This window comes from Microvirga lenta (assembly GCF_020532555.1).
Classification (GTDB): Bacteria; Pseudomonadota; Alphaproteobacteria; order Rhizobiales; family Beijerinckiaceae; genus Microvirga; species Microvirga lenta.
The window spans coordinates 165,425-187,576 of record NZ_JAJBBR010000008.1 but is presented as its reverse complement, the minus strand read 5'-3'; the positions used below and the strand labels follow the sequence as shown (position 1 = coordinate 187,576).

General features: G+C 66.6%; 19 protein-coding genes. 12 read left to right on the top strand and 7 right to left on the bottom strand.

The features are described from left to right. The first annotated feature begins 319 nt into the window (after nt 1-319). Complete coding sequence (locus tag LGR44_RS13585; protein WP_226741236.1) at nt 320-1,369, top strand: Hint domain-containing protein; 1,050 nt, start codon at nt 320-322, stop codon at nt 1,367-1,369. Between the two features lie 387 nt (nt 1,370-1,756). Further along, nucleotides 1,757-3,142 (top strand): class II 3-deoxy-7-phosphoheptulonate synthase, encoded by a 1,386-nt coding sequence (locus LGR44_RS13580; RefSeq protein WP_226741235.1) that lies wholly within the window; start codon nt 1,757-1,759, stop codon nt 3,140-3,142. A 63-nt stretch (nt 3,143-3,205) separates the two neighbouring features. On the opposite strand, the gene LGR44_RS13575 is transcribed toward LGR44_RS13580, so the two are convergent. Beyond that, nucleotides 3,206-3,751 carry a DUF1440 domain-containing protein gene (locus LGR44_RS13575; protein ID WP_226741234.1) on the bottom strand — a complete coding sequence of 182 codons (546 nt, stop codon included), beginning with the start codon at nt 3,749-3,751 and terminating at the stop codon, nt 3,206-3,208. Nucleotides 3,752-4,197: 446 nt separating this feature from the next. Here LGR44_RS13575 and LGR44_RS13570 point away from each other — a divergent pair, with 446 nt between their 5' ends. Then, complete coding sequence (locus LGR44_RS13570; protein WP_226741233.1) at nt 4,198-5,931, top strand: NAD+ synthase; 1,734 nt, start codon at nt 4,198-4,200, stop codon at nt 5,929-5,931. A gap of 560 nt (nt 5,932-6,491) precedes the next feature. Next, nucleotides 6,492-7,832 (top strand): glutamate--tRNA ligase, encoded by a 1,341-nt coding sequence (gltX, locus tag LGR44_RS13565; protein WP_226741232.1) that lies wholly within the window; start codon nt 6,492-6,494, stop codon nt 7,830-7,832. Nucleotides 7,833-8,047: 215 nt separating this feature from the next. On the opposite strand, the gene LGR44_RS13560 is transcribed toward gltX, so the two are convergent. The 3 genes from LGR44_RS13560 to LGR44_RS13550 all read right to left on the bottom strand — a co-directional run bounded on the left by LGR44_RS13560 (nt 8,048) and on the right by LGR44_RS13550 (nt 11,005). Then, nucleotides 8,048-8,809: an ABC transporter permease gene (locus tag LGR44_RS13560; protein ID WP_226741231.1), complete on the bottom strand. Its 762-nt coding sequence runs from the start codon at nt 8,807-8,809 to the stop codon at nt 8,048-8,050. Next, nucleotides 8,806-9,777, bottom strand: a complete 972-nt coding sequence (locus LGR44_RS13555; RefSeq protein WP_226741230.1) for an ABC transporter ATP-binding protein — start codon at nt 9,775-9,777, stop codon at nt 8,806-8,808. The genes LGR44_RS13560 and LGR44_RS13555 overlap by 4 nt, the downstream gene beginning before the upstream one ends. A 103-nt stretch (nt 9,778-9,880) precedes the next feature. After that, a complete protein-coding gene (locus LGR44_RS13550) occupies nt 9,881-11,005 on the bottom strand; it encodes a DUF2865 domain-containing protein (protein WP_226741229.1) in 1,125 nt (374 codons plus the stop codon). A 164-nt stretch (nt 11,006-11,169) separates the two neighbouring features. Here LGR44_RS13550 and LGR44_RS13545 point away from each other — a divergent pair, with 164 nt between their 5' ends. Beyond that, on the top strand, nt 11,170-11,553 hold the full coding sequence (locus tag LGR44_RS13545) for a VOC family protein (RefSeq protein ID WP_226741228.1): 384 nt from the start codon (nt 11,170-11,172) through the stop codon (nt 11,551-11,553). Between the two features lie 57 nt (nt 11,554-11,610). Beyond that, the gene (locus LGR44_RS13540; protein WP_226741227.1) at nt 11,611-12,117 is read left to right on the top strand and encodes a CreA family protein; all 507 of its coding nucleotides are present in this window, start codon (nt 11,611-11,613) and stop codon (nt 12,115-12,117) included. Between the two features lie 197 nt (nt 12,118-12,314). On the opposite strand, the gene LGR44_RS13535 is transcribed toward LGR44_RS13540, so the two are convergent. Beyond that, a complete protein-coding gene (locus tag LGR44_RS13535) occupies nt 12,315-12,641 on the bottom strand; it encodes a hypothetical protein (RefSeq protein ID WP_226741226.1) in 327 nt (108 codons plus the stop codon). Between the two features lie 292 nt (nt 12,642-12,933). Between LGR44_RS13535 and cysS the strand changes: the two genes are divergently transcribed. The 3 genes from cysS to cimA are packed head-to-tail and all read left to right on the top strand — an operon-like array spanning nt 12,934 to nt 16,504. Further along, nucleotides 12,934-14,403 carry a cysteine--tRNA ligase gene (gene cysS, locus LGR44_RS13530; protein WP_226741225.1) on the top strand — a complete coding sequence of 490 codons (1,470 nt, stop codon included), beginning with the start codon at nt 12,934-12,936 and terminating at the stop codon, nt 14,401-14,403. Continuing rightward, nucleotides 14,403-14,912 (top strand): GNAT family N-acetyltransferase, encoded by a 510-nt coding sequence (locus LGR44_RS13525; protein ID WP_226741224.1) that lies wholly within the window; start codon nt 14,403-14,405, stop codon nt 14,910-14,912. The genes cysS and LGR44_RS13525 overlap by 1 nt, the downstream gene beginning before the upstream one ends. Next, nucleotides 14,909-16,504: a citramalate synthase gene (gene cimA, locus LGR44_RS13520; protein WP_226741223.1), complete on the top strand. Its 1,596-nt coding sequence runs from the start codon at nt 14,909-14,911 to the stop codon at nt 16,502-16,504. The genes LGR44_RS13525 and cimA overlap by 4 nt, the downstream gene beginning before the upstream one ends. 129 nt (nt 16,505-16,633) lie before the next feature. Here the strand turns inward: cimA and LGR44_RS13515 are convergent, their stop codons facing one another. Next, nucleotides 16,634-17,059, bottom strand: coding sequence for a hypothetical protein (locus LGR44_RS13515; protein ID WP_226741222.1), 426 nt, complete (start codon nt 17,057-17,059; stop codon nt 16,634-16,636). A 177-nt stretch (nt 17,060-17,236) separates the two neighbouring features. After that, entirely contained in the window at nt 17,237-17,836 is a 600-nt protein-coding gene (locus LGR44_RS13510) for an LOG family protein (RefSeq protein WP_226741221.1), read from the bottom strand. A 131-nt stretch (nt 17,837-17,967) separates the two neighbouring features. Here LGR44_RS13510 and LGR44_RS13505 point away from each other — a divergent pair, with 131 nt between their 5' ends. The 3 genes from LGR44_RS13505 (at nt 17,968) to LGR44_RS13495 (ending at nt 22,152) form a co-directional block, all read left to right on the top strand. Continuing rightward, on the top strand, nt 17,968-19,410 hold the full coding sequence (locus LGR44_RS13505) for a LysM peptidoglycan-binding domain-containing protein (RefSeq protein WP_226741220.1): 1,443 nt from the start codon (nt 17,968-17,970) through the stop codon (nt 19,408-19,410). Nucleotides 19,411-19,485: 75 nt separating this feature from the next. Continuing rightward, nucleotides 19,486-21,393 (top strand): ABCB family ABC transporter ATP-binding protein/permease, encoded by a 1,908-nt coding sequence (locus LGR44_RS13500; protein WP_226741219.1) that lies wholly within the window; start codon nt 19,486-19,488, stop codon nt 21,391-21,393. Nucleotides 21,394-21,450: 57 nt separating this feature from the next. Beyond that, the gene (locus LGR44_RS13495; RefSeq protein WP_226741218.1) at nt 21,451-22,152 is read left to right on the top strand and encodes a phosphatidylserine decarboxylase; all 702 of its coding nucleotides are present in this window, start codon (nt 21,451-21,453) and stop codon (nt 22,150-22,152) included.

Genomic DNA, 22,152 nt, shown 5'->3' with positions numbered 1-22,152 from the left:
AATGTAGAATTCAAGCGATGGATATTTCGTTGAGCGGGGGGGGTAAATGAGCGATAACGATAATTGGAGTGTCGAATACTCCAATAGGCCCATTGGAGGTGTTGGGGCTCACGGCATCATTAGCGTTCGAAACGCTGACGGAGACATTGTCCGTTCATATGAAGGGTTGTCCTATGGGCCGGATGGTGAATTCAAGCCGATGGGCACCTCAGTCCATGATAATATCAAAGCCGCTGCGAATGACGGCATTTCAGAAAACTATGATCCTACAAGTCTGTCGGATGTTCTGTTCAGCGGGCCGCGCGAGGAAGTCATGTCCATGATGGCGGCTGCCGAATTGGCTGTTACTGCCATCAACGCTCGCGATATCGGCTACCCTCCTTTCGGCGTGTTCTCGACCCCCCGTTCGATAGGGATCAGCAACAGCAACGCGGTCATTGAAACGCTTGCTGTGGTCATGGGGCTTCAGCCGCCCCTCTCCACCACGCTACCCATTCCCGGGCAGGGCGTCCTGCTCCTCGATGTGGAAACCATCCTGAGCATCCGGGCCGCGACCTGGGACCGGCTGGGCTCCACCCTCCAGCCCCACTGCTTCCTCGCGGATACGCCGATCGAGATGGCGGACGAATCTGGGAAGCCGATCCAGGACATCGTGCCGGGCGACTGGGTCATGGCCTTCGATCCGAAGGCCAATAACGGCATGGGCGCCAAGCGCCCGGCCCGCGTGCGCCGCACCTTCCGCAACACCGCCAGGCAGATCGTCGACCTGCGCGGCCTGCGCATGACGCCGGGCCACGTGGTGCTGTCCGACAACGGCGAGTGGCTCAAGATCGTCGAGGTGCTACGCCGTGACCGCGCCCTCGTCGAGGAGCGCAAGACAGGCCCGGTGCCGGTGCGCGCCAGGACCGGGGCGGTGCTCGGCTCGGACGAGGACGCGCCGGTGACGGTGCTGTTCACCGACCGCGACGGCCTGCCGCACAAAGCCGTGGTGCGCGCCGGCATCGTCTGCACCGCCCAGCGCCGGGCGGACGGCACGTATGAGGGTTGGAGCCTCGCCCGGGTGCTGCGACACCAGAATTACACCATCGAACAGGACGGCGCCCTGATCGCGGCGGACGGCCGGCGCTTCGACGCCACCCCCTGGCCGGGCGGCACGCCCCTGGACGCCGCGTTCCAGCACGACTGGGTGATCTCCGTCGACGAGGTGCCGTTCACGCCCGCCTGGATTGCGGAGCTGCGCGACGAGGACGAGCAGGCCATGGCCGTGAACGAGACGCCGGTGCCGTTCGCGACCGCCCCGCCAACCGGATCGGCAGGGCTCAACCGCAAGCAGCGCCGCAGGCTCGCCGCTCTCAGGGTGGTGAAGTGAGCGCAGCCATGACTCTCCTGGAAGCCTATGTTTAAAGCCTATGTTTACCTGGGTATTCCGGTGATTGCCGTCGCCATAGGCCTGGGTTCCCTCTGGGTGTCCCTTTGGGAGAGCCGCCGAAGCCCTATTCGTTGAAACGGATGAACCGGCCGCCCCGCCTGAAGGGGCCTTTTCACCTGCAAAGCCGTCGTCTCCAGCCGCTTCGCCTCGATCTGGCGGCATGACCCGGCGGGGCGCCGCGCCGCCCCGCGCCCCAGCGCATAAGTAGACTGCGCCAACGCGTCCTTCCTCCGCACTCGCCTTTTTGTTTATGTCGTGTATAGGTGCCCTTTCGTGCCGCTTGTTGCGGTGCACGATGAGGATTCGAGAGACACGGGGGTATGTGTCATGACCGAGCGGTGGACGCCGACGAGCTGGAGAAACAAGCCGATCCAGCAGGTTCCGGCCTATCCGGACCCTGAGGCGCTGAAGAACGTCGAGCAGCAGCTCGCGGGCTTTCCCCCGCTCGTTTTTGCAGGCGAGGCGCGCAAGCTGAAGCGGAGCCTGGCCAAGGTGGCGGCCGGCGAGGCTTTCCTGCTCCAGGGCGGGGACTGCGCCGAGAGCTTCGCCGAGCATTCCGCCGACAACATCCGCGATTTCTTCCGCCTGTTCCTGCAGATGGCGGTGGTGATGACCTATGCGGGCGGCTCGCCCGTGGTGAAGATCGGCCGCTCCGCCGGCCAGTTCGCCAAGCCGCGCTCCTCCGACACCGAGACCGTGGACGGCGTGTCGCTGCCGAGCTATCGGGGCGACATCATCAACGACATCGACTTCACGCCCGAGTCGCGCATTCCCGATCCGCGCCGCCAGACCGAGGCCTATCGCCAGTCGGCCGCGACGCTCAACCTGCTGCGCGCCTTCGCGACGGGCGGCTACGCCAATCTCGAGAACGCCCATCGCTGGATGCTCGGCTTCGTGAAGGATTCGCCGCAATCCTCGCGCTACAGCGAGCTGGCGGAGCGCATCACCGAGAGCATCGAGTTCATGCGCGCCATCGGCATCGATCCGGAGACGCATCCCGAGATGCGCCAGACGGATTTCTACACCAGCCACGAAGCGCTCCTCCTCGGCTACGAGGAGGCCATGACCCGGGTCGATTCCACCACCGGCGACTGGTACGCCACCTCGGGCCACATGCTCTGGATCGGCGACCGCACGCGCCAGCCCGACCATGCCCATGTGGAATACATGCGCGGCATCAGGAACCCGATCGGCCTCAAATGCGGCCCGTCCCTCACGGCGGACGGTCTGCTGCGCCTCATCGACCAGCTCAACCCGGAGAACGAGGCCGGCCGCCTCACCCTCATCTGCCGCTTCGGCGCCGACAAGGTGTTCGAGCACCTGCCCGCCCTCGTGCGGGCCGTGAAGGCGGAAGGCCGCACGGTGGTGTGGTCGTGCGATCCCATGCACGGCAACACCATCAAGGCGGGTTCCGGCTACAAGACCCGTCCGTTCGAGCGGATCATGGGCGAGGTGCGGGACTTCTTCGCGGTTCACCGCGCCGAGGGGACTCATGCGGGCGGCATCCACCTGGAGATGACCGGCAAGAACGTGACGGAATGCACCGGCGGCGCGCGGGCGCTCACCGATGCGGACCTCTCCGACCGCTACCACACCTATTGCGATCCGCGCCTCAATGCCGAGCAGGCGCTGGAAATCGCCTTCCTCACCTCCGAGCTGATCAAGCAGGAGCGTAATTCCCGGGAACGTCCGGCCCCGCTCGCCGCGGAGTAGGGCGGTCTGAGATTATCGGAGAGAAGGGGCGCCGGTGGCGCCCCTTTTCGTTCGAATGGCCGCTCAGGCGGGTCGGCGGGAGCGGTTCTGCGCGCTTCGTTTCGAGCGGCCCGGGTGGCGGGACCTGTCGAGGAGGCTCAGCATGGCTTCGGTGGCGATGCCGAAGACGAGGTGGGCGACGACGCTGCGGGCATGAGCCTGCCAGGGATAGCGCTGCGGGGGAGCGGCTGTGCCGAGGACCGGGTTGAGGACCTCGTCCTCGATCATGAACATGCCGAGGCCCAGCAGGGCCCCGCGGCCGACGACGCCGCCGGGAACGTGCTCGCGCAGGGTGCTGTACACGGCCGCCGGTCCCATCCCGAGGGCGTAATGGATGGCGAGACCTGCGGGATGCGGCTCCGGCGGGGGCTCGGTGCCGACCGCTTCGGCGGCCATGCCGGCCATGTTGTGGGCGGGATCCTTGTGGTTCGGGCGGACCTCCTTGGTCCGGCTCCAGGCGGCCGGGTCCTCGTAGGCCACCATGAGCCAATCGGCCCGGTCCATGACCCACACCGCGGCCGCTCCGGCCATGGCGCCGCTCGCAAGCTCCGTCGTCAGCGTTCTCGACATGGAAGTCTCCGCAATCGTCCGTCCTGTCAAAGGACGCGGCGGGCTTCCGGTTCCGAGTTCGAAGAAAGACGACGCAGGAGGCGCGCTCCTGCGTCGGTCATGAAAAGTCTGTCTTGCCTCGACTCCGGCAGAGTAGATGCAAACTCCGCCAAGCAATCCGAGATCAGCTCAGGAAGCCGAGGAAGAACAGGATAAGGATAATCGGCAAAGGAATGCCGATGAGCCAAAGTAGACCACCTTTCAACATCTTCAATCTCCCATTCCGTTCGTGCCAGAACAACGAACTGGGCTTTGGCCGGTTCCGCTCAAGCTTCTGGCTCTTTCCCGGACGCGATGTGGCCGAGGCCGCACTGGAGACCCATAGGTGGGGCCCTCGACCCGGCCGTCACAGGAAAGCGCATGCTCCTCATTGCTGCGCATAAGCTGCCGCGCTAAATCGTGAGGCTATGGCCCAGAACAGACTCAAGATCGCTCTCGCGCAGCTCAACCCCATCGTCGGCGACGTGGCCGGCAACGAGCAGAAGGCCCGCGACGCGCGGGCCGAGGCCGCCCGGATGGGCGCCGACATCGTGATGTTCCCCGAGCTCTTCCTCGCCGGCTATCCGACCGAGGACCTGGTGCTCAAGCCCGCGTTCCAGGACGTATGCCGGGCCGCGGTGGAGCGCCTCGCCCGCGAGACCGCCGATGGCGGACCGGCGCTGCTGATCGGCCTGCCCTGGCGCGAGGACGGGGCGCTCTACAACGCCTATGCGCTGCTGGACGGCGGCACGATCTCCGTGCGGTTCAAGGTCGATCTGCCGAATTACGGCGTGTTCGACGAGAAGCGCGTCTTCGAGGCCGGGCCGCTGCCGGGGCCGGTCAATTTCCGCGGCATCCGCCTCGGCATCCCGGTCTGCGAGGACATCTGGAGCGGGGACGTGGTCGAGTGTCTGGCGGAGACCGGCGCCGAGATGCTCCTGGTGCCCAACGGCTCTCCCTACTGGCGCGGCAAGACGGAGGAGCGGTTCAACATCGCCGCCGCGCGGGTGACGGAAAGCGGCCTGCCGCTGGTCTATCTCAACCAGGTGGGCGGCCAGGACGAACTGGTCTTCGACGGCGCCTCCTTCGTGTTCAACGCCGATTGCTCGCTCGCCTGCCAGCTCCCGGCCTACACGGAGACGGTCGCGCTCTCGGTTTGGGAGAAGTCGGAGGAGGGCTGGGCCTGCATCGAGGCTCCCAGGGTCACGGTGGAGGAGGGCGAGGAGGCCGATTACGCCGCCTGCGTGCTCGGCCTTCGCGACTACGTGGAGAAGAACCGTTTTCCGGGCGTGGTGCTCGGTCTCTCCGGCGGCATCGATTCCGCCATCTGCGCCGCCATGGCGGTGGATGCGCTCGGGCCGGACCGCGTCCATTGCGTGATGCTGCCCTACCGCTACACCTCGGGCGAGTCCCTGAAGGACGCGGAGGCCTGCGCCAAGGCGCTGGGCGTCCGCTACGACACGCTGCCCATCGCGGCGGCGGTGGAAGGCTTCGAGGAGCTGCTCCAGCCCATGTTCGCGGGCAAACCGCGCGATATCACGGAGGAGAACCTCCAGAGCCGCGCCCGCGGCACCATCCTCATGGCGATCTCGAACAAGTTCGGCGCCATGGTGGTGACGACGGGCAACAAGTCGGAGATGTCGGTGGGCTACGCCACCATCTACGGCGACATGAACGGCGGCTTCAACCCGATCAAGGACCTCTACAAGATGGAGGTCTACCGCCTCTCCGCCCTGCGCAACCGCTGGAAGCCCGAGGGCGCCCTGGGGCCGGACGGTGTCGTGATTCCCGAGAACATCCTGACCAAGGCCCCGACCGCCGAACTGCGCGAAGGCCAGAAGGACCAGGATTCGCTGCCGCCCTACGAGGATCTCGACGAGATCCTGCGCGGCCTCGTGGAGCAGGAGCTGCGCGTCTGCGAAATCGTCGACAGGGGCTACGACCTGGAGACGGTCAAGAAGGTGGAGCGCCTGCTCTACCTTGCCGAATACAAGCGCCGCCAATCGGCCCCGGGCGTGAAGGTGACCCGCCGCAACTTCGGCCGCGACCGCCGCTACCCCATCGTCAACCGCTTCCGCGACCAGGGCATGGTCGCCCACCGGAACGACGAGGCCCTGCAGCGGGCCACCGGCAAGCCGCGGATGAGCGAGATGGACGTCTGACGCGCCGTCCTTCCCTTGGCGGGGAGGCACAAAGGGCAAAGGTCGGAAAGACGGGCATGTGGCTCGAATGCGCAGTGCCGATGCCGCCAGCATTCTCCTCCAGGTCTTCATGCCGAGGGGCGGCGTCTCCGGAGACCTCTGGATCATCCTTCGAGACGCCGCTGACGCGGCTTCTCAGGATGAGGGTGAGGAGGGACGTGTCGCCTCCGAATGTGGCGGTGTTTCGCGCAACGGTCTTCCCTCCCCCTTGTGGGGAGGGCCAGGGTGGGGGTGTGAGCGATAGCCTATGAGGGTGTGGCGCCCACACCCCCACCTCCACCTCCTCCCCACAAGGGGGAGGAGAGCAGGTTAGCGTTTCCAGCGAGGCCCTAGGTCCGTGGGGAGGAGAACAAGCTGGCGCTTCCGGCCACCTATCGGCGCTTCATGAGCCAGGCCCTCAGGATGAGGGGCGATTGAAACCGGTCTCCCGCCTGTCCGCATCGCTCCGGCCCTCTCCGTAAGGGGAGGAGGCACACGCAGCCCCTTGCGCCGCGCGCCGCCCTTCGCCATAGGCTTTCGCCATGTCACAGCCCATCGTTCGCTTCGCCCCGTCCCCGACCGGGCTCATCCATATCGGCAACACCCGCGTGGCCCTGCTCAACGCGCTCTATGCGCGCCGGGAGGGGGGCCTGTTCATTCTCCGGTTCGACGACACGGACCAGGAGCGCTCGAAGCGGGAATATGCCGATGCGATCGAGTTCGACCTGAAGTGGCTCGGCGTGCCGCCGGACGTCACGGTGCGCCAGTCGGAGCGGTTCGAGCTCTACGACGACGTGGCCGAGCGGCTCCGCATCATGGGGCGCCTCTATGCCTGCTACGAGACGCCGGAGGAGCTGGAATTCCGCCGCAAGCGCCAGCTCGCCCGCGGCCTGCCGCCGATCTACGACCGCGCCTCCCTGAAGCTGACCGCCCAGGAGAAGGAGAAGTTCGAAGCGGAGGGCCGTCGCCCGCACTGGCGCTTCCTGCTCGACCACCGGGTCGTGCCCTGGACGGACATGATCCGCGGCGACTGCCATGTGGATTGCAGCTCGCTCTCCGATCCGGTGCTGGTGCGCGAGGACGGGACCTATCTTTACACGCTGCCGTCGGTGGCCGACGACATCGACCTCAGGATCTCCCACGTGATCCGCGGCGAGGACCACGTCACCAACACGGCGGTGCAGATCCAGATTTTCGAGGCGCTCGGCGCCCTGCCGCCGATCTTCGCCCATCACGGCCTGCTCACCACCGCGAGCGGGGAGGGGCTGTCCAAGCGCCTCGGGCACCTGTCGCTGAGGAGCCTGCGGGAAGCCGGGCTCGAGCCGCAGGCCATCGCGTCCCTCGCGGTCCTCGTCGGCTCGTCCGAATCCGTGCGGCCGGTGGCCGACGTGGACGAACTCGCGCGGTTGATTGATTTCAGCCACATCTCCCGCGGCCCGGCGAAGTTCGACGAGCACGAGCTGGAACAGCTCAACGCCCGCCTGATCCACGAGATGCCCTACGACAAGGCGCGCGAGCGCCTTGCCGCCCTCGGCGCCGACGGCGGCGAGGCGTTCTGGAACGCGGTGCGCGGCAACCTGGGCAGGGTGGCCGATGTCGTCGAGTGGTGGACAGTGGTGAACGGGCCGGTGACGCCCGTGATCGAGGACAAAGGCTTCATCGAGGCCGCCGCCAGGGTGCTGCCCGAAGGGCCGTGGGACGCGACCACCTGGAAGGCCTGGACGGAGGCCGTGAAGGCCGAAACCGGCTTGAAGGGCAAGGCCCTGTTCATGCCCCTGCGCCTCGCGCTCACCGGGCTCGATCACGGCCCCGAACTCGGCGCACTGCTGCCGATGATCGGGCCGGAACGGGTGAAGGCGAGGCTCGCCGGGCAGGCGGCATAAGATCCGCGCCGCACGCGGGAGTCATCCACCGTCATTCCGGGGCAGTCCGCAGGACTGAGCCCGGAACCTATAAACATCACGTTTCAGGAAGAGCGATCGGCGTCCCGCTTTGTCCTGCCCCATCGGCGGCTATGGGTTCCGGGCTCTCGCTACGCTCGCCCCGGAATGACGGAGAGGGAGCCCATCGCTCGTCATGGGAATATCAGTGGCGCCCCTCACGCCTTGATCTTGTACCCCGTCCGGAAGATCCAGCCGATGGCCGCGAGGCAGATCAGCATGAACACCAGGGTCATGCCGAGGCTGATGCCGACGCCCACGTCGGACACGCCGTAGAAGCTCCAGCGGAAGCCGCTCACGAGATAGACGACCGGGTTGAACAGGGCGATGGTCTGCCAGAACGGCGGGAGCATGTTGATGGAGTAGAAGCTGCCGCCCAGGAAGGCGAGGGGCGTCACGATCATCAGCGGGATGACCTGCAGCTTCTGGAAGCTGTCCGCCCAGATGCCGATGATGAAGCCGAACAGGCTGAAGGTGACGGAGGTCAGCACCAGGAACGCGATCATCCACAGCGGATGCGTGATGGAGAAATCCACGAACAGCCGGGCCGTGATCAGGATGATCGTGCCCAGGATGATCGACTTCGAGGCCGCCGCGCCCACATAGCCGATCACGGTCTCCATGGCGGAGACCGGCGCCGAGAGCAGCTCGTAGATGGTGCCGGTGAATTTCGGCATGTAGATGCCGAAGGCGGCGTTGGAGATGCTCTCCGTCAGGATGGAGAGCATGATCAGACCCGGCACGATGAAGGCGCCGTAGCTGATCCCGTCGATGTTCGCCATCCGCGACCCGATGGCCGAGCCGAAGACGATGAAGTAGAGCGAGGTCGAGATCACCGGCGACGCGATGCTCTGCATCAGCGTGCGCCAGGTGCGCGCCATCTCGAACAGATAGATGGCCTTGATGGCGTGGATGTTCATGCGCGTCCCCTGACCAGATCGACGAAGATGTCCTCCAGCGAGCTCTGGCTGGTCTGGAGATCCTTGAAGTCGATGCCGTGCTCGCCCAGCCGCCGCAGCAGGCCGGCGATGCCGGTCTCCTCCTGCTGGGTGTCGAAGGTGTAGACGAGCTCCGTTCCGTCGGCGGACAACTGGAGCGGATAGGCGGAAAGCTCCGGCGGGATCGCCGCGAGCGGGTTCTGCAGGTGCAGGGTCAGCTCCTTCTTTCCGAGCTTCCGCATCAGGACGGCCTTGTCCTCGACCAGCACGATCTCGCCCTTGTTGATCACCCCGATCCGGTCGGCCATCTCCTCGGCCTCCTCGATGTAGTGGGTGGTCAGGATGATGGTGACGCCGCTCTCCCGGAGGCCGCGCACCATCTCCCACATGTCGCGCCTGAGCTCCACGTCGACGCCGGCCGTGGGTTCGTCGAGGAACAGGATCTTGGGCTCGTGCGACAGGGCCTTGGCGATCATGACGCGCCGCTTCATGCCCCCGGACAGGGTCATGATCCTGCTGTCCTTCTTCTCCCAGAGGGACAGGTCCTTCAGGATCTTCTCGAGATAGGCGGGATCGGGCTTCTTGCCGAAGAGGCCGCGGCTGAAGCTCACGGTCGCCCACACGCTCTCGAAGGCGTCGGTGGAAAGCTCCTGCGGCACGAGGCCGATCTTGGAGCGGGCGGCCCGGTAGTCGCGGACGATGTCGTGGCCGTCGGCCAGGACGGTGCCGGAGCTCGGGTTCACGATCCCGCACACGATGCTGATCAGGGTGGTCTTGCCGGCCCCGTTCGGTCCCAGCAGGGCGAAGATCTCGCCGCGGCGAATCTCCAGGTCGACCTTCCGCAGGGCCTGGAAGCCGGACGCATAGGTTTTCTCCAGGCCCGAGACCGAGATGATCGGCTCCGAGGCGTCGGAGGGGTGAAGGCTCTGACGGAAATCGATGGGTTTCATGGCACGGCCTGATAGCACGAAACGGGCATGGGCTGAACTCCGCCGACCGTTCCCGGCGGAGTCGTCCAAGCCGAATTTTCGACGCGCGGGGCCGCCCGAAGGATCAGTTCTTCGCGTTCGGCACCGGAATGACGTTGGGCGCGATCACGCGGATGGTGCGTTTGGTGCCGTCGCTGGCCACGACCTCCTGCCGCGTGCCTTCGCCCTGGTTCACCACCGTCGCACCCTCGATGGCCTGGGGCCCGATGCCGGCGGATTCGCGGCTCGCGGTCGGGGCGGAATCGCCCGCCTCGGCGGCGGCCTGGCTTTCCTCGTCCGCCTTCTTGTCGGCGGCCTTGCGGGCCTGGGTCGCCTTCGGGCGCGACAGTTCCTCGGACTTTTCGGCGGTGACGATCACGTCGCCCTTGCGCTGTTCGAGCATGCTCTCGGCCCGGCGCAGCACGACGGCCCAGCTCTCGTTCTCCTTCTTGCAGGCGCAGCTCTCGTCGAAGGTCTTGCGGAACTTGAAGGCGTTCGCGAGCGACGTGTAAGGCTGGTTGGTCGAGACCGAGATCGCCCGGTTCAGGCCGTCGTCGCCGCCGGGGCTGGCGAAGGCGCGGGTTTCCGTCCCGGGGCAGAGGGCCTGGCACATCTCGTCGGCGCCCTGGCGCCCGCCGGGGGCGTTGCTCAGGGGGAAGTAGGAGCCGTCGCAGGTCCTCACGCAGACGAGCTGGCGCCCGCCCAGGGACTGCTCGCCGTCGGCGATGATCGGCTGGCCCTCGGGCATGATCTCGGACGGCTGGGGCTGGCCGCGCGGCGGGCCGAACAGGGATTCGAAGAAGCCGCGGGGCTGCTCGGTGCTGCAGGTCTGCTGCACGGCGGCCTGGAGCTGGCGGCGGCGGAACTCGACCTCGCCCGAGGCCGCGGCCTGCTGGGCGAGGCGCGCATAACCGGCCTCGAGCTGGCGGATCTGCCCGGCGATGGCGCCGCACTCGGCCGGAGCCGGGCCTGCGAGGAACCCGAGGGGGCCGCGGTCGCAGCCGATGGAGCGGTAGTAGCGCAGGAGCCGGTTCAGCTCGTTCCGCTGGGCCTGCATGGCGGCGGTCTGGGCCTGTCCGCCGCCCCGTTCGAGGGCCGCGAGCTCCGCGCGGAAGCGCTGGCATTCCGGCGACTGGGCGATGGCGACTCCCCCGGTGACGAGGAAGGCCGCGGCGGCGATCAGGGAGCGGAAGAAGGGTGTCTTTGTCATCAAGCTTGTCGCTAAACCGGATTCGTCAGGGCGTCATGTCGCGAGTCGGTGGTGATATGACGTCGTGAACTTGGCCCTAATGTGGTTATCCCCTTGCCCGCCCCGCGGGAGGCCAACTAGCCTCCCATGCGAAAAACGCCCGCCGGACCGGAATACGAGCCCCCATGTACAGCCATACGACCATCGGATCAAATGACCTCGCCCGCGCCAGGACCTTTTACGATGCGGTGCTGGCGCCGCTGGGGCTGGAGGTGCGGTATTCCAACGAGATGCTCCTGGGCTACGGCCTGCCGGGCGGGCGCCCGCAATTCATCGTGGCGCGGCCCTTCGACGGCCGGGAGGCCTCCCCCGGGAACGGCGCCATGGTGGCCCTGCTGGCCGCGAAAAGGTCCCAGGTCGATGCCTGCCACGCGGCGGCCCTGGAGAAGGGCGGGGCCGACGAGGGCGCGCCGGGCCTGCGGCCGCATTACCACCGGAACTATTACGGCGCCTATTTCCGGGATCTCGACGGCAACAAGATCTGCGTGGTGAGCCATCACCCCGAGTGAGCCCTCGTCAAAGGACGGGGCAATCCCCACATGCGAGCTTAACGTTGGGAGTTCACGATGTTTGCTCGAATCGCTCTGGCCGTGGCGCTGATCCTGGGAACGGCTTCGGGTGCCGCGGCCCAGGAGCCGGACCTGATCTTCAAGAAGTCCACCGTGTGGCGGGCCCTGACGCCCGACGACAAGCTGGCGGTCTACGGACTCGACGATCCCCTCGTGGAGGGCGTGGCCTGCCACTACACGACCCCCGAGCGCGGCGGCATTTCGGGAACCTTCGGCGTGGCCGAGGAGGTCTCCGACATCTCGCTCGCCTGCCGCCAGGTCGGCCCGGTGCGCTTCAAGGGCAAGTTCGGCCAGGGCGATGTGGTGTTCAGCGAGCGCCGGTCGCTGATCTTCAAGAAGATGCAGATCGTCCGCGGCTGCGACGCCAAGCGCAACACCCTGGTCTACATGGTCTATTCCGACCGCCCCATCGAAGGCTCGCCGAAGAACTCCACCTCCACCGTGCCGCTCATGCCGTGGGGAACGGAGGTCCCGCCGAAATGCGGCGAGTGGCTGAAGGGGTAAAGAGCCCACCTCGTGGACGTGGCGGTGTTCAGCGCGACCTCTTTTCCCTCCCCACAAGGGGGAGGAGAGCCGGTCGGCGCCACCCGCGTGAGCCTCAAGCCGGCGAGACCAGTGGGGAGGAGAGTTCTATGGATGCCGGGCACGAAAATGGCCGGGGAGGGCCCGGCCATGATGAAGCAACTTCAAGTATTCGAAGATCAGTTGGTGCAGGTGATCGCGACCGGAAGCAGTTCCTGCGTATCGAAGGATGCTTTCTGGACGGTGCCCGTCACCTCGTGGGGGGCGACCTGCCGGAAGGAGACGGCGCGGGTGTAGCCGTGGGCCTCGCACCAGGTGTCCGCCACAACTTGGCCACATGACTGGCTTGAGATGAGGCAATCCGCGACGCCGTAACCGTCGGCGGCGGGGACGAGGAAGGTGGCCTGGGTGGATGAGGCTTGAGTCCCGTTCGGCAGGAGGGTCAAGGACGCGGCTGCAAAAAACAAAGCAGTACCCAACCCGAGCATGGCATATGCGCGGCGCATGAAAACCTCACTGAACTCTACTCGTGATGTATTATCACGAAGGGGCATGAACAAAGCTCTAACGCTGCTGTCAAATGCCCGTTGCATGCATTTGTGCAAATAAAACATGCCAAGCTGGCGGGAACCTTGACGCCGGTCGGCTGAAAGGGCATTGATCTTTGCTATGACCACGGCAACGATCCTCATTTCCGGGATTATTTGCAGCTAGCGCATTTCGCTGGCTGGAGCCGTCTCGTTCTCGTTCCAAGATCGAAACCATCCTCCGGCCTGCGGCCTGAAGGGACTTGGTTTCATGGCGCCCAACCTGCGGCTCTACAACACGCTGACCCGATCGAAGGACGACTTCGTCCCGATCGACGAGAGGAACGTGCGCCTCTACGTCTGCGGCCCGACCGTCTACGACTATGCCCATATCGGCAATGCGCGTCCGATCATCGTTTTCGATCTTCTCTTCCGTCTACTGCGCCATCTCTACGGCACGGACGCCGTGACGTATGTGCGCAACATCACGGATGTGGACGACAAGATTAACGCCCGCGCCGCCCGCGATTACCCGGACCTGCCCCACAACGACGCGATCCGCGAGGTGACGGCCAAGACCGAGGCGCAGTTCCACGCCGACATCCGGGCGCTCGGCGTCCTCATGCCCGAGGACGTGAACGAGGCGGGGCAGCCCCCGCGCTTCGTCGAGCCGCGGGCGACCGAGCACATCGACGAGATGCGCATGATCATCGAGCGGCTGATCGAGCGCGGCGCGGCCTATGTGGCGGAGGAGCACGTGCTCTTCTCCGTCGCGGCCATGCAGAACCTGCCGAAGGTGCCGAAATACGGCGCCTTCTCCAAGCGTTCCCTCGACGAGCTCCTGTCCGGCGCCCGGGTCGACGTGGCGCCCTACAAGCGCGACCCGATGGACTTCGTGCTCTGGAAGCCCTCCGGCCCGCAGGACCCGGCCTGGCCTTCGCCCGCCGGCATCGCGACGCCCGGCCGTCCCGGCTGGCACATCGAATGCTCCGCCATGTCCTGGCGGCATCTGGTGAAGGCGTTCGAGACGCGGCTCTCCTGCGCCGATCCGACGGAGCGCGAGATCTTCGACATCCATGGCGGCGGCATCGACCTCGTCTTCCCGCACCACGAGAACGAGATCGCGCAGTCCTGCTGCGCCTTCGACACGCCCCGCATGGCCAATGTCTGGATGCACAACGGCTTCCTGCAGGTGGAAGGCGAGAAGATGTCGAAGTCGCTCGGCAACTTCTTCACCATCCACGACCTGCTGAAGGACTGGCCGGGCGAGGTATTGCGCTTCAACATGCTGCGCACCCATTACCGCCAGCCCATCGACTGGACCGCCAAGGGGCTGGAGGAAAGCGAGAAGACCCTCGACCGCTGGTACGATCTGGCGGGCGACGGCTCCTCCGCCGCCCTGTCGCCCCAGATCGTCGAGGCATTGTCGGACGACCTCAACACGCCGAAGATGCTGGCCGAACTCCATGCGCTGGACGGGCAGGGGGCGCACGCGGAGCTGAGCGCCAATCTCCGCGCGCTCGGCTTCCTGACCGAGGGGGCTGCGGCCTGGAAGGCGCGCAAGCAGGCGACGCTCGGGATCGACCCGGCCATCGTCGAGGCGCTGATCGCCGCCCGCAGGGAGGCCCGCGCCACGAAGAACTGGTCCGAGTCGGATCGCATCCGCGACGAACTCGCGGCGCTCGGGGTCGTGGTGAAGGACAACAAGGACGGCACGTCCACCTGGGAGGTTGCACGCTGATGGGACAGTCGCTTCCGAAACCGGGCCTGCGCCCGTTCCTGCCGGCCGACGTGCCTCTGCTGCTCGAGATCTTCCAGGCGAGCGTCGAGGAGCTGACCGAGGAGGATTACAGCGAGAGCCAGCGGGAGGCCTGGGCGGCCAAGGCCGACGACGAATCCTTCCCCCTGCGGTTCACCAAGGGGCTGACCCTGGTCGCCACCATGGAGGGGGCGCCGGTCGGGTTCATCGCACTCCACGACAACGAGCTGATCGACCTGTTCTACGTGCATCCCGACGTGGCGGGGCAGGGCGTCGGCGCCATGCTCTACGACGCGGTCGAGAAGCTCGCGACGGCGCGCGGCTCCAAGCGCCTCGTGGCCGACGTGAGCGACACGGCGCGCCTGTTCTTCGAGCAGCGCGGTTTCCAGCCCCAGCGCCGCAACACCGTGCCGCTGGGCGACGAGTGGCTCGGCAACACCACCATGGAGAAGCGTCTCGCCGATCCCGAGGAACAGAGACGTCCGTCATGACCCGCGAGCGCATCCATCTCTTCGACACCACCCTGCGCGACGGCGCGCAGACCACCGGGGTCGACTTCTCCCTCGAGGACAAGAAGGCGATCGCGAGCCTGCTCGACCGGCTCGGCATCGATTACGTGGAGGGCGGCTATCCGGGAGCGAACCCGCTCGACACGGCCTTCTTTGCGGAAAAGCGGACGAAACGGGCCAAGTTCACCGCCTTCGGCATGACCAAGCGCTCCGGCCGCTCCGTCTCGAACGATCCCGGCGTCGCGGCGCTCCTGGAGGCCGAGGCCGACGCGATCTGCTTCGTCGCCAAGGCCTGGGACTACCATGTCCACGTGGCGCTGGAGACCACGCTGGACGAAAACCTCGCCGGCATCCGCGACAGCGTCGAGGCCGCCCGCGCCAAGGGCCGCGAGGTGGCGGTCGATTGCGAGCACTTCTTCGACGGCTACAAGGCCAATCCCGGTTATGCGCTGTCCTGCGCCAAAGCCGCCTACGAGGCCGGGGCGCGCTGGGTCGTGCTGTGCGACACCAACGGGGGCACGCTGCCGCACGAGGTCTCGGCCATCGTGGCCGAGGTGACGAAGGCGGTGCCGGGCTCGCATCTCGGCATCCATGCCCATGACGATTGCGGCTGCGCCGTTGCCAATTCGCTCGCCGCCGTGGAGGCGGGCGCCCGGCACATCCAGGGCACGCTCAACGGCCTCGGGGAGCGCTGCGGCAACGCCAATCTGGTCACCCTCATCGGTGCCCTGAAGCTGAAGGACGGCTATGCCTCCCGGTTCGAACTCGGCGTCACGGACGAGACGCTGAGCCAGCTCACCCACGTGTCGCGGCAGGTGGACGAGATCCTGAACCGGCCGGCGAACCGCCACGCGCCCTTCGTGGGCGCGAGCGCCTTCGCGACCAAGGCCGGCATCCATGCCTCGGCGGTCCTGAAGGATCCGCGCACCTACGAGCACGTGGAGCCGGAGATCGTCGGCAACGTGCGGAAGGTCTTGGTCTCCGACCAAGGCGGCCAATCCAACGTTCTCGCCGAGCTGAAGCGCCTCGGCTTCGAGCTCGAGAGGGGCGATCCGCGCATCGGCCGGCTGCTGGAGGAGGTGAAGCGCAAGGAGGCGGAAGGCTTCGCCTTCGAGGGGGCGGATGCGTCCTTCTACGTGCTGGTCAAGCGGATGCTCGGCGAGGTGCCGGCCTTCTTCGACGTGGAGCGTTTCTCCGTGAGCGTGGAGCGCCGCTTCAACGCCGTCGGCGAGATGGTCACCGCGTCGGAGGCCATCGTGAAGGTGAGGGTGGGCGACGAGGTGCTGATCTCGGCCGCGGAGGGCAACGGCCCGGTGAACGCCCTCGACGTGGCCCTGCGCAAGGATCTGGGCAAGTACCAGGACCTGATCCAGGACCTGGAGCTGATCGACTACAAGGTGCGCATCTACCAGGGCGGTTCGGACGCGGTCACCCGCGTGCTGATCGAGTTCGGCGACGCCTCCGGCGACCGCTGGACCACCATCGGCGTGTCCGCGAACATCATCGACGCCTCGTTCCAGGCGCTGACGGATTCGATGACCTACAAGCTTCTGAAGAGCGGGGCGGGGCTTTAAAGCATCGGCCCCAAAAGTGGATCTGCACTTTTGGGGCCGATCCGATGCTTTCTCCTGAGCCAGGAGCATCGTTCGAGCGGAAAACCGGATCCACTCTCCGCACGATGCTCTCGCGAGGCCGGGACGTCCTCAGCAGCCGACGCAGATGCCGCGCTCGAGCGGGGAATCGACGATGGTCGTATCGTCCGATTGCTCCACCGAGCCGCCAAGCGTGCCCGTGTTGTCCGGATCGGTGATCGCGCGGTCCGGTGCCGTGGGATCGCTGAGCTCCCCGTCGACGCCGAGGAGGCCTTCCTCGTAGAGATTGCCCGTGGTCCCCTGAAGGCCGCGCTCGTTCAGGCTGCCCGGCGTTCCCAGGAGACCCTCCGAGGACGGCTGACGGTTCAGGACGCCCGTCTCGGAGCCGGTCGGCGGGGCGGACGGCGACGACGTGCCGATGCTCGATCCGCCGATGGAGCCGCCTCCGATCGGGCCGCCGCCCACGCCTTGCGCCCAGGCGGAGCCTCCGACGAGGCACCCCGCGACGAGGGCCGTTGAGATGAAGAAATGACGCATGAGCTCCTCCTGAATGAGCAGTTCAAACGTCAACCTCCCGGCCTGGGCATGGTTCTGCCCGAGCTTGCGGGCGATCGCGCCGTGGGAGCGGCCTGGCGCTCACGATGCGGTGAGGAGGGGCGGGCCGCCAAGGCAGCTGCCCGGCTCGGCCCGAGGCGAATGAGGGAAATGGCGGGGCTAGAACCGTCCCTCGATCATGTCCTCGTTGCCGACGAGGCCGATGCGGCGGGCGGAGGCTTCGAGCATCGGGATCACTTCCTCGACGCGCTCCGCGACCAGGTAGTTGAGCTCGAGGCCAGGACGGATGAAACCCTGCTCGCGCATATGGGCGAAGAGGGTCAGCAGGGGCTTCCAGAAGCCGTTGGTGCTGAGCAGGAGAATCGGCTTGGTGTGGCGCCCGAGCTGGGCCCAGGTCATCTGCTCCACCAGCTCCTCCAGGGTCCCGATGCCGCCGGGAAGCGCCACGAAGGCATCCGCCTTCTCGAACATGAGCCGCTTGCGGGTGTGCATGTCGGGAACCACGACGGTCTCCTGGACGTCGTCGAGGAGCTTCTCGCGGGATTTCAGGAAGTCCGGGATGATTCCGGTGACATAGCCCCCGTGATCGAGGGCGGACTGGGCCACGGTGCCCATGAGGCCGACATTGCCGCCGCCATAGACGAGACGGATTCCCTGCTCGGCCATCGCGCGGCCTAATGCCGCCGCATTTTCAGCGAAAACGGGCTCGTCGCCGAATCCCGAGCCGCAATAGACACAAATAGATTTGATTGCTGACATGGGCACTTCAAAGGAGCGGGGAGCTACCCGCGCTGAATCGTAGAACATTGTTATTGTCCCTTATGGCCGTAGCCTTTTGAAAGATAAACGGTTTAAATGCAGGAAAGTGCCTGAGGTTGAGAAAAAGCATCATGGCGAACGAGAAACAGAACAGGGGAACGATCGCTGCTCTCGGCGCATCGGCAGCTGCTGTCGTCGCCGTGCTGCTTGGCGTGCTCTATTGGGAACGGTCCGAAAACGCCGCGAAAACCGAGGATACTCCTCCGGTCGCGGCCCGGCCCGGCGAGAATTCGGGAACGCAGGTCGCCACGGCTCTGCCCCAGGCGCCGCTGCCCCAGGGCGCCCTGGGCGAGGCCAAGCCCAAGCCTGAAACCTCCCCCGAGCCTGCCAGGGTCGCTCACAATGCCCCCGTGGCCCCGTCCTTCGACGTGGTGCGGATCGAGCCCGACGGGGAAAGCGTCATCGCGGGCCGCGCGGCCCCCGGTGCGACGATAGAGCTCCTGCGCGGCGATCTCGTCCATGCCCGCGCCGCGGCGGACGCCTCGGGCCTCTTCGCCATCGTTCCGCCGCCCCTGCCGCCGGGCTCCCACCAGATCGCCCTGCAATCCATCGCGCCGGACGGCACCCGCCAGCGCTCCCGCGAGAGCGTGACCGTGGTTCTCGACACGGCCAAAACCCGGCCCCTGGTGGCCCTGACCGCTCCGGACAAGCCCACGGTGCTGCTCTCCAATCCCGAGCCGCCCGAGGCCAAGACCGCGCAGCCGGCTCCGGCTCCGGCACCGGCACCGGCCGAGCAGCCGACCGCCCAGCCGGCCGCTCCCGAGACGAAGACGGCCGAAACGCCGGCCCAGCCTGCGCCCCAGCAGCAGGCCAACGCGGCCCCGGGCGCCGCTCCGCCGGCACCGGCGGAGCCCGCCGCGCCGGCCGCGCCCCGGCCCGAAATCAAGATCGTCACCGTGGAAGCCGAGGAGGGGAAGCTCTTCGTCTCCGGCCAGAGCGCCCCGGGCGCCACGGTCCGCCTCTATCTCAACGAAAGCTTCGTCGCGCCGGGCGGCGCGGGCGGCGACGGAAAGGTCTCGTTCGCCATCGGCAGCGGCGTGAAGCCCGGCGATTACCGGGTGCGGCTCGACGACGTGGATCCGGTCTCGGGCCAGGTGAAGTCGCGGGCGCAGGTCGCCTTCAACGTGCCGGCCCAGGTGGCGGCCGCCCAGCCCCAGACGCAGGCCCAGACCGCGGCGCCGTTCTCCATGACGGCCCCGGCCCCCGCGGCCGGGACGGCCGCTCCGGCCCCGTCGAGCCCGTCCGTGGCCGGGTCGTCGACGGCGGGCGGCACCAGGACCGCCTCGGCGGACGCCTCGATCCTGCCTGAGGGGACGGTGGTGATCCCGAACATCAACACCGCCATCGTGTCGAAGGGCGACAACCTGTGGCGCATCAGCCAGCGGACCTATGGCAAGGGCATGCGCTACACGGTGATCTATGGCGCGAACCAGGAGCAGATCCGCAATCCGGACCTGATCTATCCCGGCCAGGTCTTCGTTCTTCCGGGGGATGAACCGAAGAAGACGAACTGATCGGCCCGGGGCAGGGTGAATTCGTCCGGCCGATCAATTATATGCAGGTCCGACAGATTGATCGGATTCTAAAGAATGTCCCCCTCCCATGCCCCTTCGGCGAGCCCGTCCGCGCCGAAGTCCAACGGCTTGGCCGCCACCCTCAGCAAGCTCTGGCCCTATCTCTGGCCCCATGGACGCCCCGACCTCCAGCGGCGCGTCTTCCTGGCCTTCGCGCTTCTCCTGGTCGCGAAGGGCGTGACCATGGTGACGCCCTTCGCGTTCAAATGGGCGACGGATGCGCTGGTCGCAGTGACCGGAAGCGGCAACGCGGGAACCGCGGCGGAAACCGCCGGGTCCTGGCTCTGGCGGGCGCCGATCCTGCTCACGGTGATCTACGGCGTCACCCGCGTCCTCATGGCGGTGCTGACCCAGGTCCGCGACGGGCTCTTCGCCAAGGTGGCGATGCACGCGGTGCGCAAGCTTGCGCTCCAGACCTTCGAGCACATGCATCGCCTGTCCCTGCGCTTCCACCTGGAGCGCAAGACCGGCGGCCTCACGCGCGTCCTGGAGCGCGGCCGTGAGGGCATCGAGGAGCTGTCGCGCCTGGTGGTGCTGACCCTGGTGCCGACGATTCTCGAATTCGCGCTCGTGCTCGGCATCCTGGCCTGGGAGTTCGACTGGACCTATTCCGCCGTCGTTTTCGTGATGGTGGTGATCTATCTCGGCTATACCTATCAGGCGACCCAGTGGCGGATCTCGATCCGCAAGCGGATGAACGAGTCCGATACGGACGCCAACAGCAAGGCGGTCGATTCGCTCCTCAACTACGAGACGGTGAAGTATTTCGGCGCCGAGGCGCGGGAGGCGGTGCGCTACGACCGTTCCATGGAGAAATACGAGAAGGCCTCGACCCAGACCTATACCTCGCTCGCCGTGCTCAACGCGGGCCAGGCGGTGATCTTCTCCATCGGCATGACCATCGTGATGATCCTGGCGGCGCGGGACATCATGGCGGGGCGCGTCTCCATCGGCAGCTTCGTTCTCGTCAACGCCATGCTGGTGCAGCTCTACATTCCGCTGAACTTCATGGGCATGCTCTATCGCGAGATCAAACAGGCCCTCATCGACATCGAGGACATGTTCAGGATCATCGAGCGCAACCCCGAGATCGAGGACAAGCCCGGCGCCAAGCCGCTCCAGGCCGCCAAGGGCGTGGTGCGCTTCGAGGACGTGCATTTCGCCTACATTCCGGAACGGCCGATCCTGAAGGGCGTGAGTTTCGAGGTGCCGGCGGGCCATACGGTCGCCATCGTCGGCCCCTCGGGCGCCGGCAAGTCCACCATCTCCCGCCTGCTGTTCCGCTTCTACGAGCCGACGAGCGGCCGGATCCTCATCGACGGGCAGAACATCGCCGACGTGCAACAGGCGTCCCTGCGCAAGGTCATCGGCATGGTCCCGCAGGATACGGTGCTGTTCAACGACACCATCGGCTACAACATCCAGTACGGCCGCTGGGACGCCTCCGAGGAGGAGGTGAGGGAGGCAGCAACCCTTGCCCAGATCGACCGCTTCATCGGCTACCTGCCGGAGGGCTACGAGACCCCGGTCGGCGAGCGCGGCCTGAAGCTCTCGGGCGGCGAGAAGCAGCGGGTGGCGATTGCCCGCACCATCCTCAAGGGCCCGCCGATCCTCGTGCTCGACGAGGCGACCTCGGCCCTGGACACCTTCACCGAGAAGGAGATCCAGGACGCCCTCGACCGGGTCAGCCGCGGCCGCACGACCCTGGTCATCGCCCACCGCCTGTCCACGATCATCGGCGCGGACGAGATCATCGTCCTCGACCAGGGCCGGATCGTCGAGCGCGGCACCCACACCGGCCTGCTGGCGCAAGGAGGCGTCTACGCCGCTATGTGGAACCGCCAGCGGCAGGTGGACGAGGCCCGCGAGACCCTCAAGCGTGCCGAAAGGGAAGAACACAGCGAGGAAAGCGTGGCGGGTTGACGGAACCCGCCCCTCCTGCCATCCCCCCTCCAACGAAATATCAAGGCTCCCAAGAGAATGACCGATATCCTCGAATCGATGCGCCGCCTCTTCGTGCCGATCCACAAGGAGGGCTATCCCTTCATCCTGATCGCCCTGGTCGCCACGATCCTGCTGGCGCTTCTGTGGTCGCCTCTGGGCTGGATCGGCACCATCCTCACGGTCTGGGTCTGCTACTTCTTCCGCGATCCGCCGCGGGTGACCCCCATCCGCGAGGGCCTCGTGGTGTCGCCCGCCGACGGGCGCGTGAGCCTCATCACCACCGCGGTTCCCCCGGCCGAGCTCGATCTTCCCCAGGAGCCGATGACCCGCATCTCGGTCTTCATGAACGTGTTCGACTGCCACGTGAACCGCTCGCCGGTCGCGGGCCGCATCACGCAGATCCTCTACACGCCGGGGCTCTTCCTCAATGCGGAGCTCGACAAGGCCAGCGAGGACAACGAGCGCAACGCCCTCGTGATCGAGAGCAACGGGGTGAAGATCGGCGTCGTGCAGATCGCCGGCCTCGTGGCGCGGCGCATCGTGTCCTTCGTCAAGACCGGCGATTCCTTGAGCCCCGGCGAGCGCTTCGGCCTGATCCGCTTCGGCTCCAGGCTGGACATCTACGTGCCTCTCTCCACGCAGGTCCTCGTGGGCCTCGGGCAGATGGCCGTGGCGGGCGAGACGGTTCTCGCGGACCTGACGGCCAAGGAGCCGGCACGCCAGTTCCGGGTCGGCTAA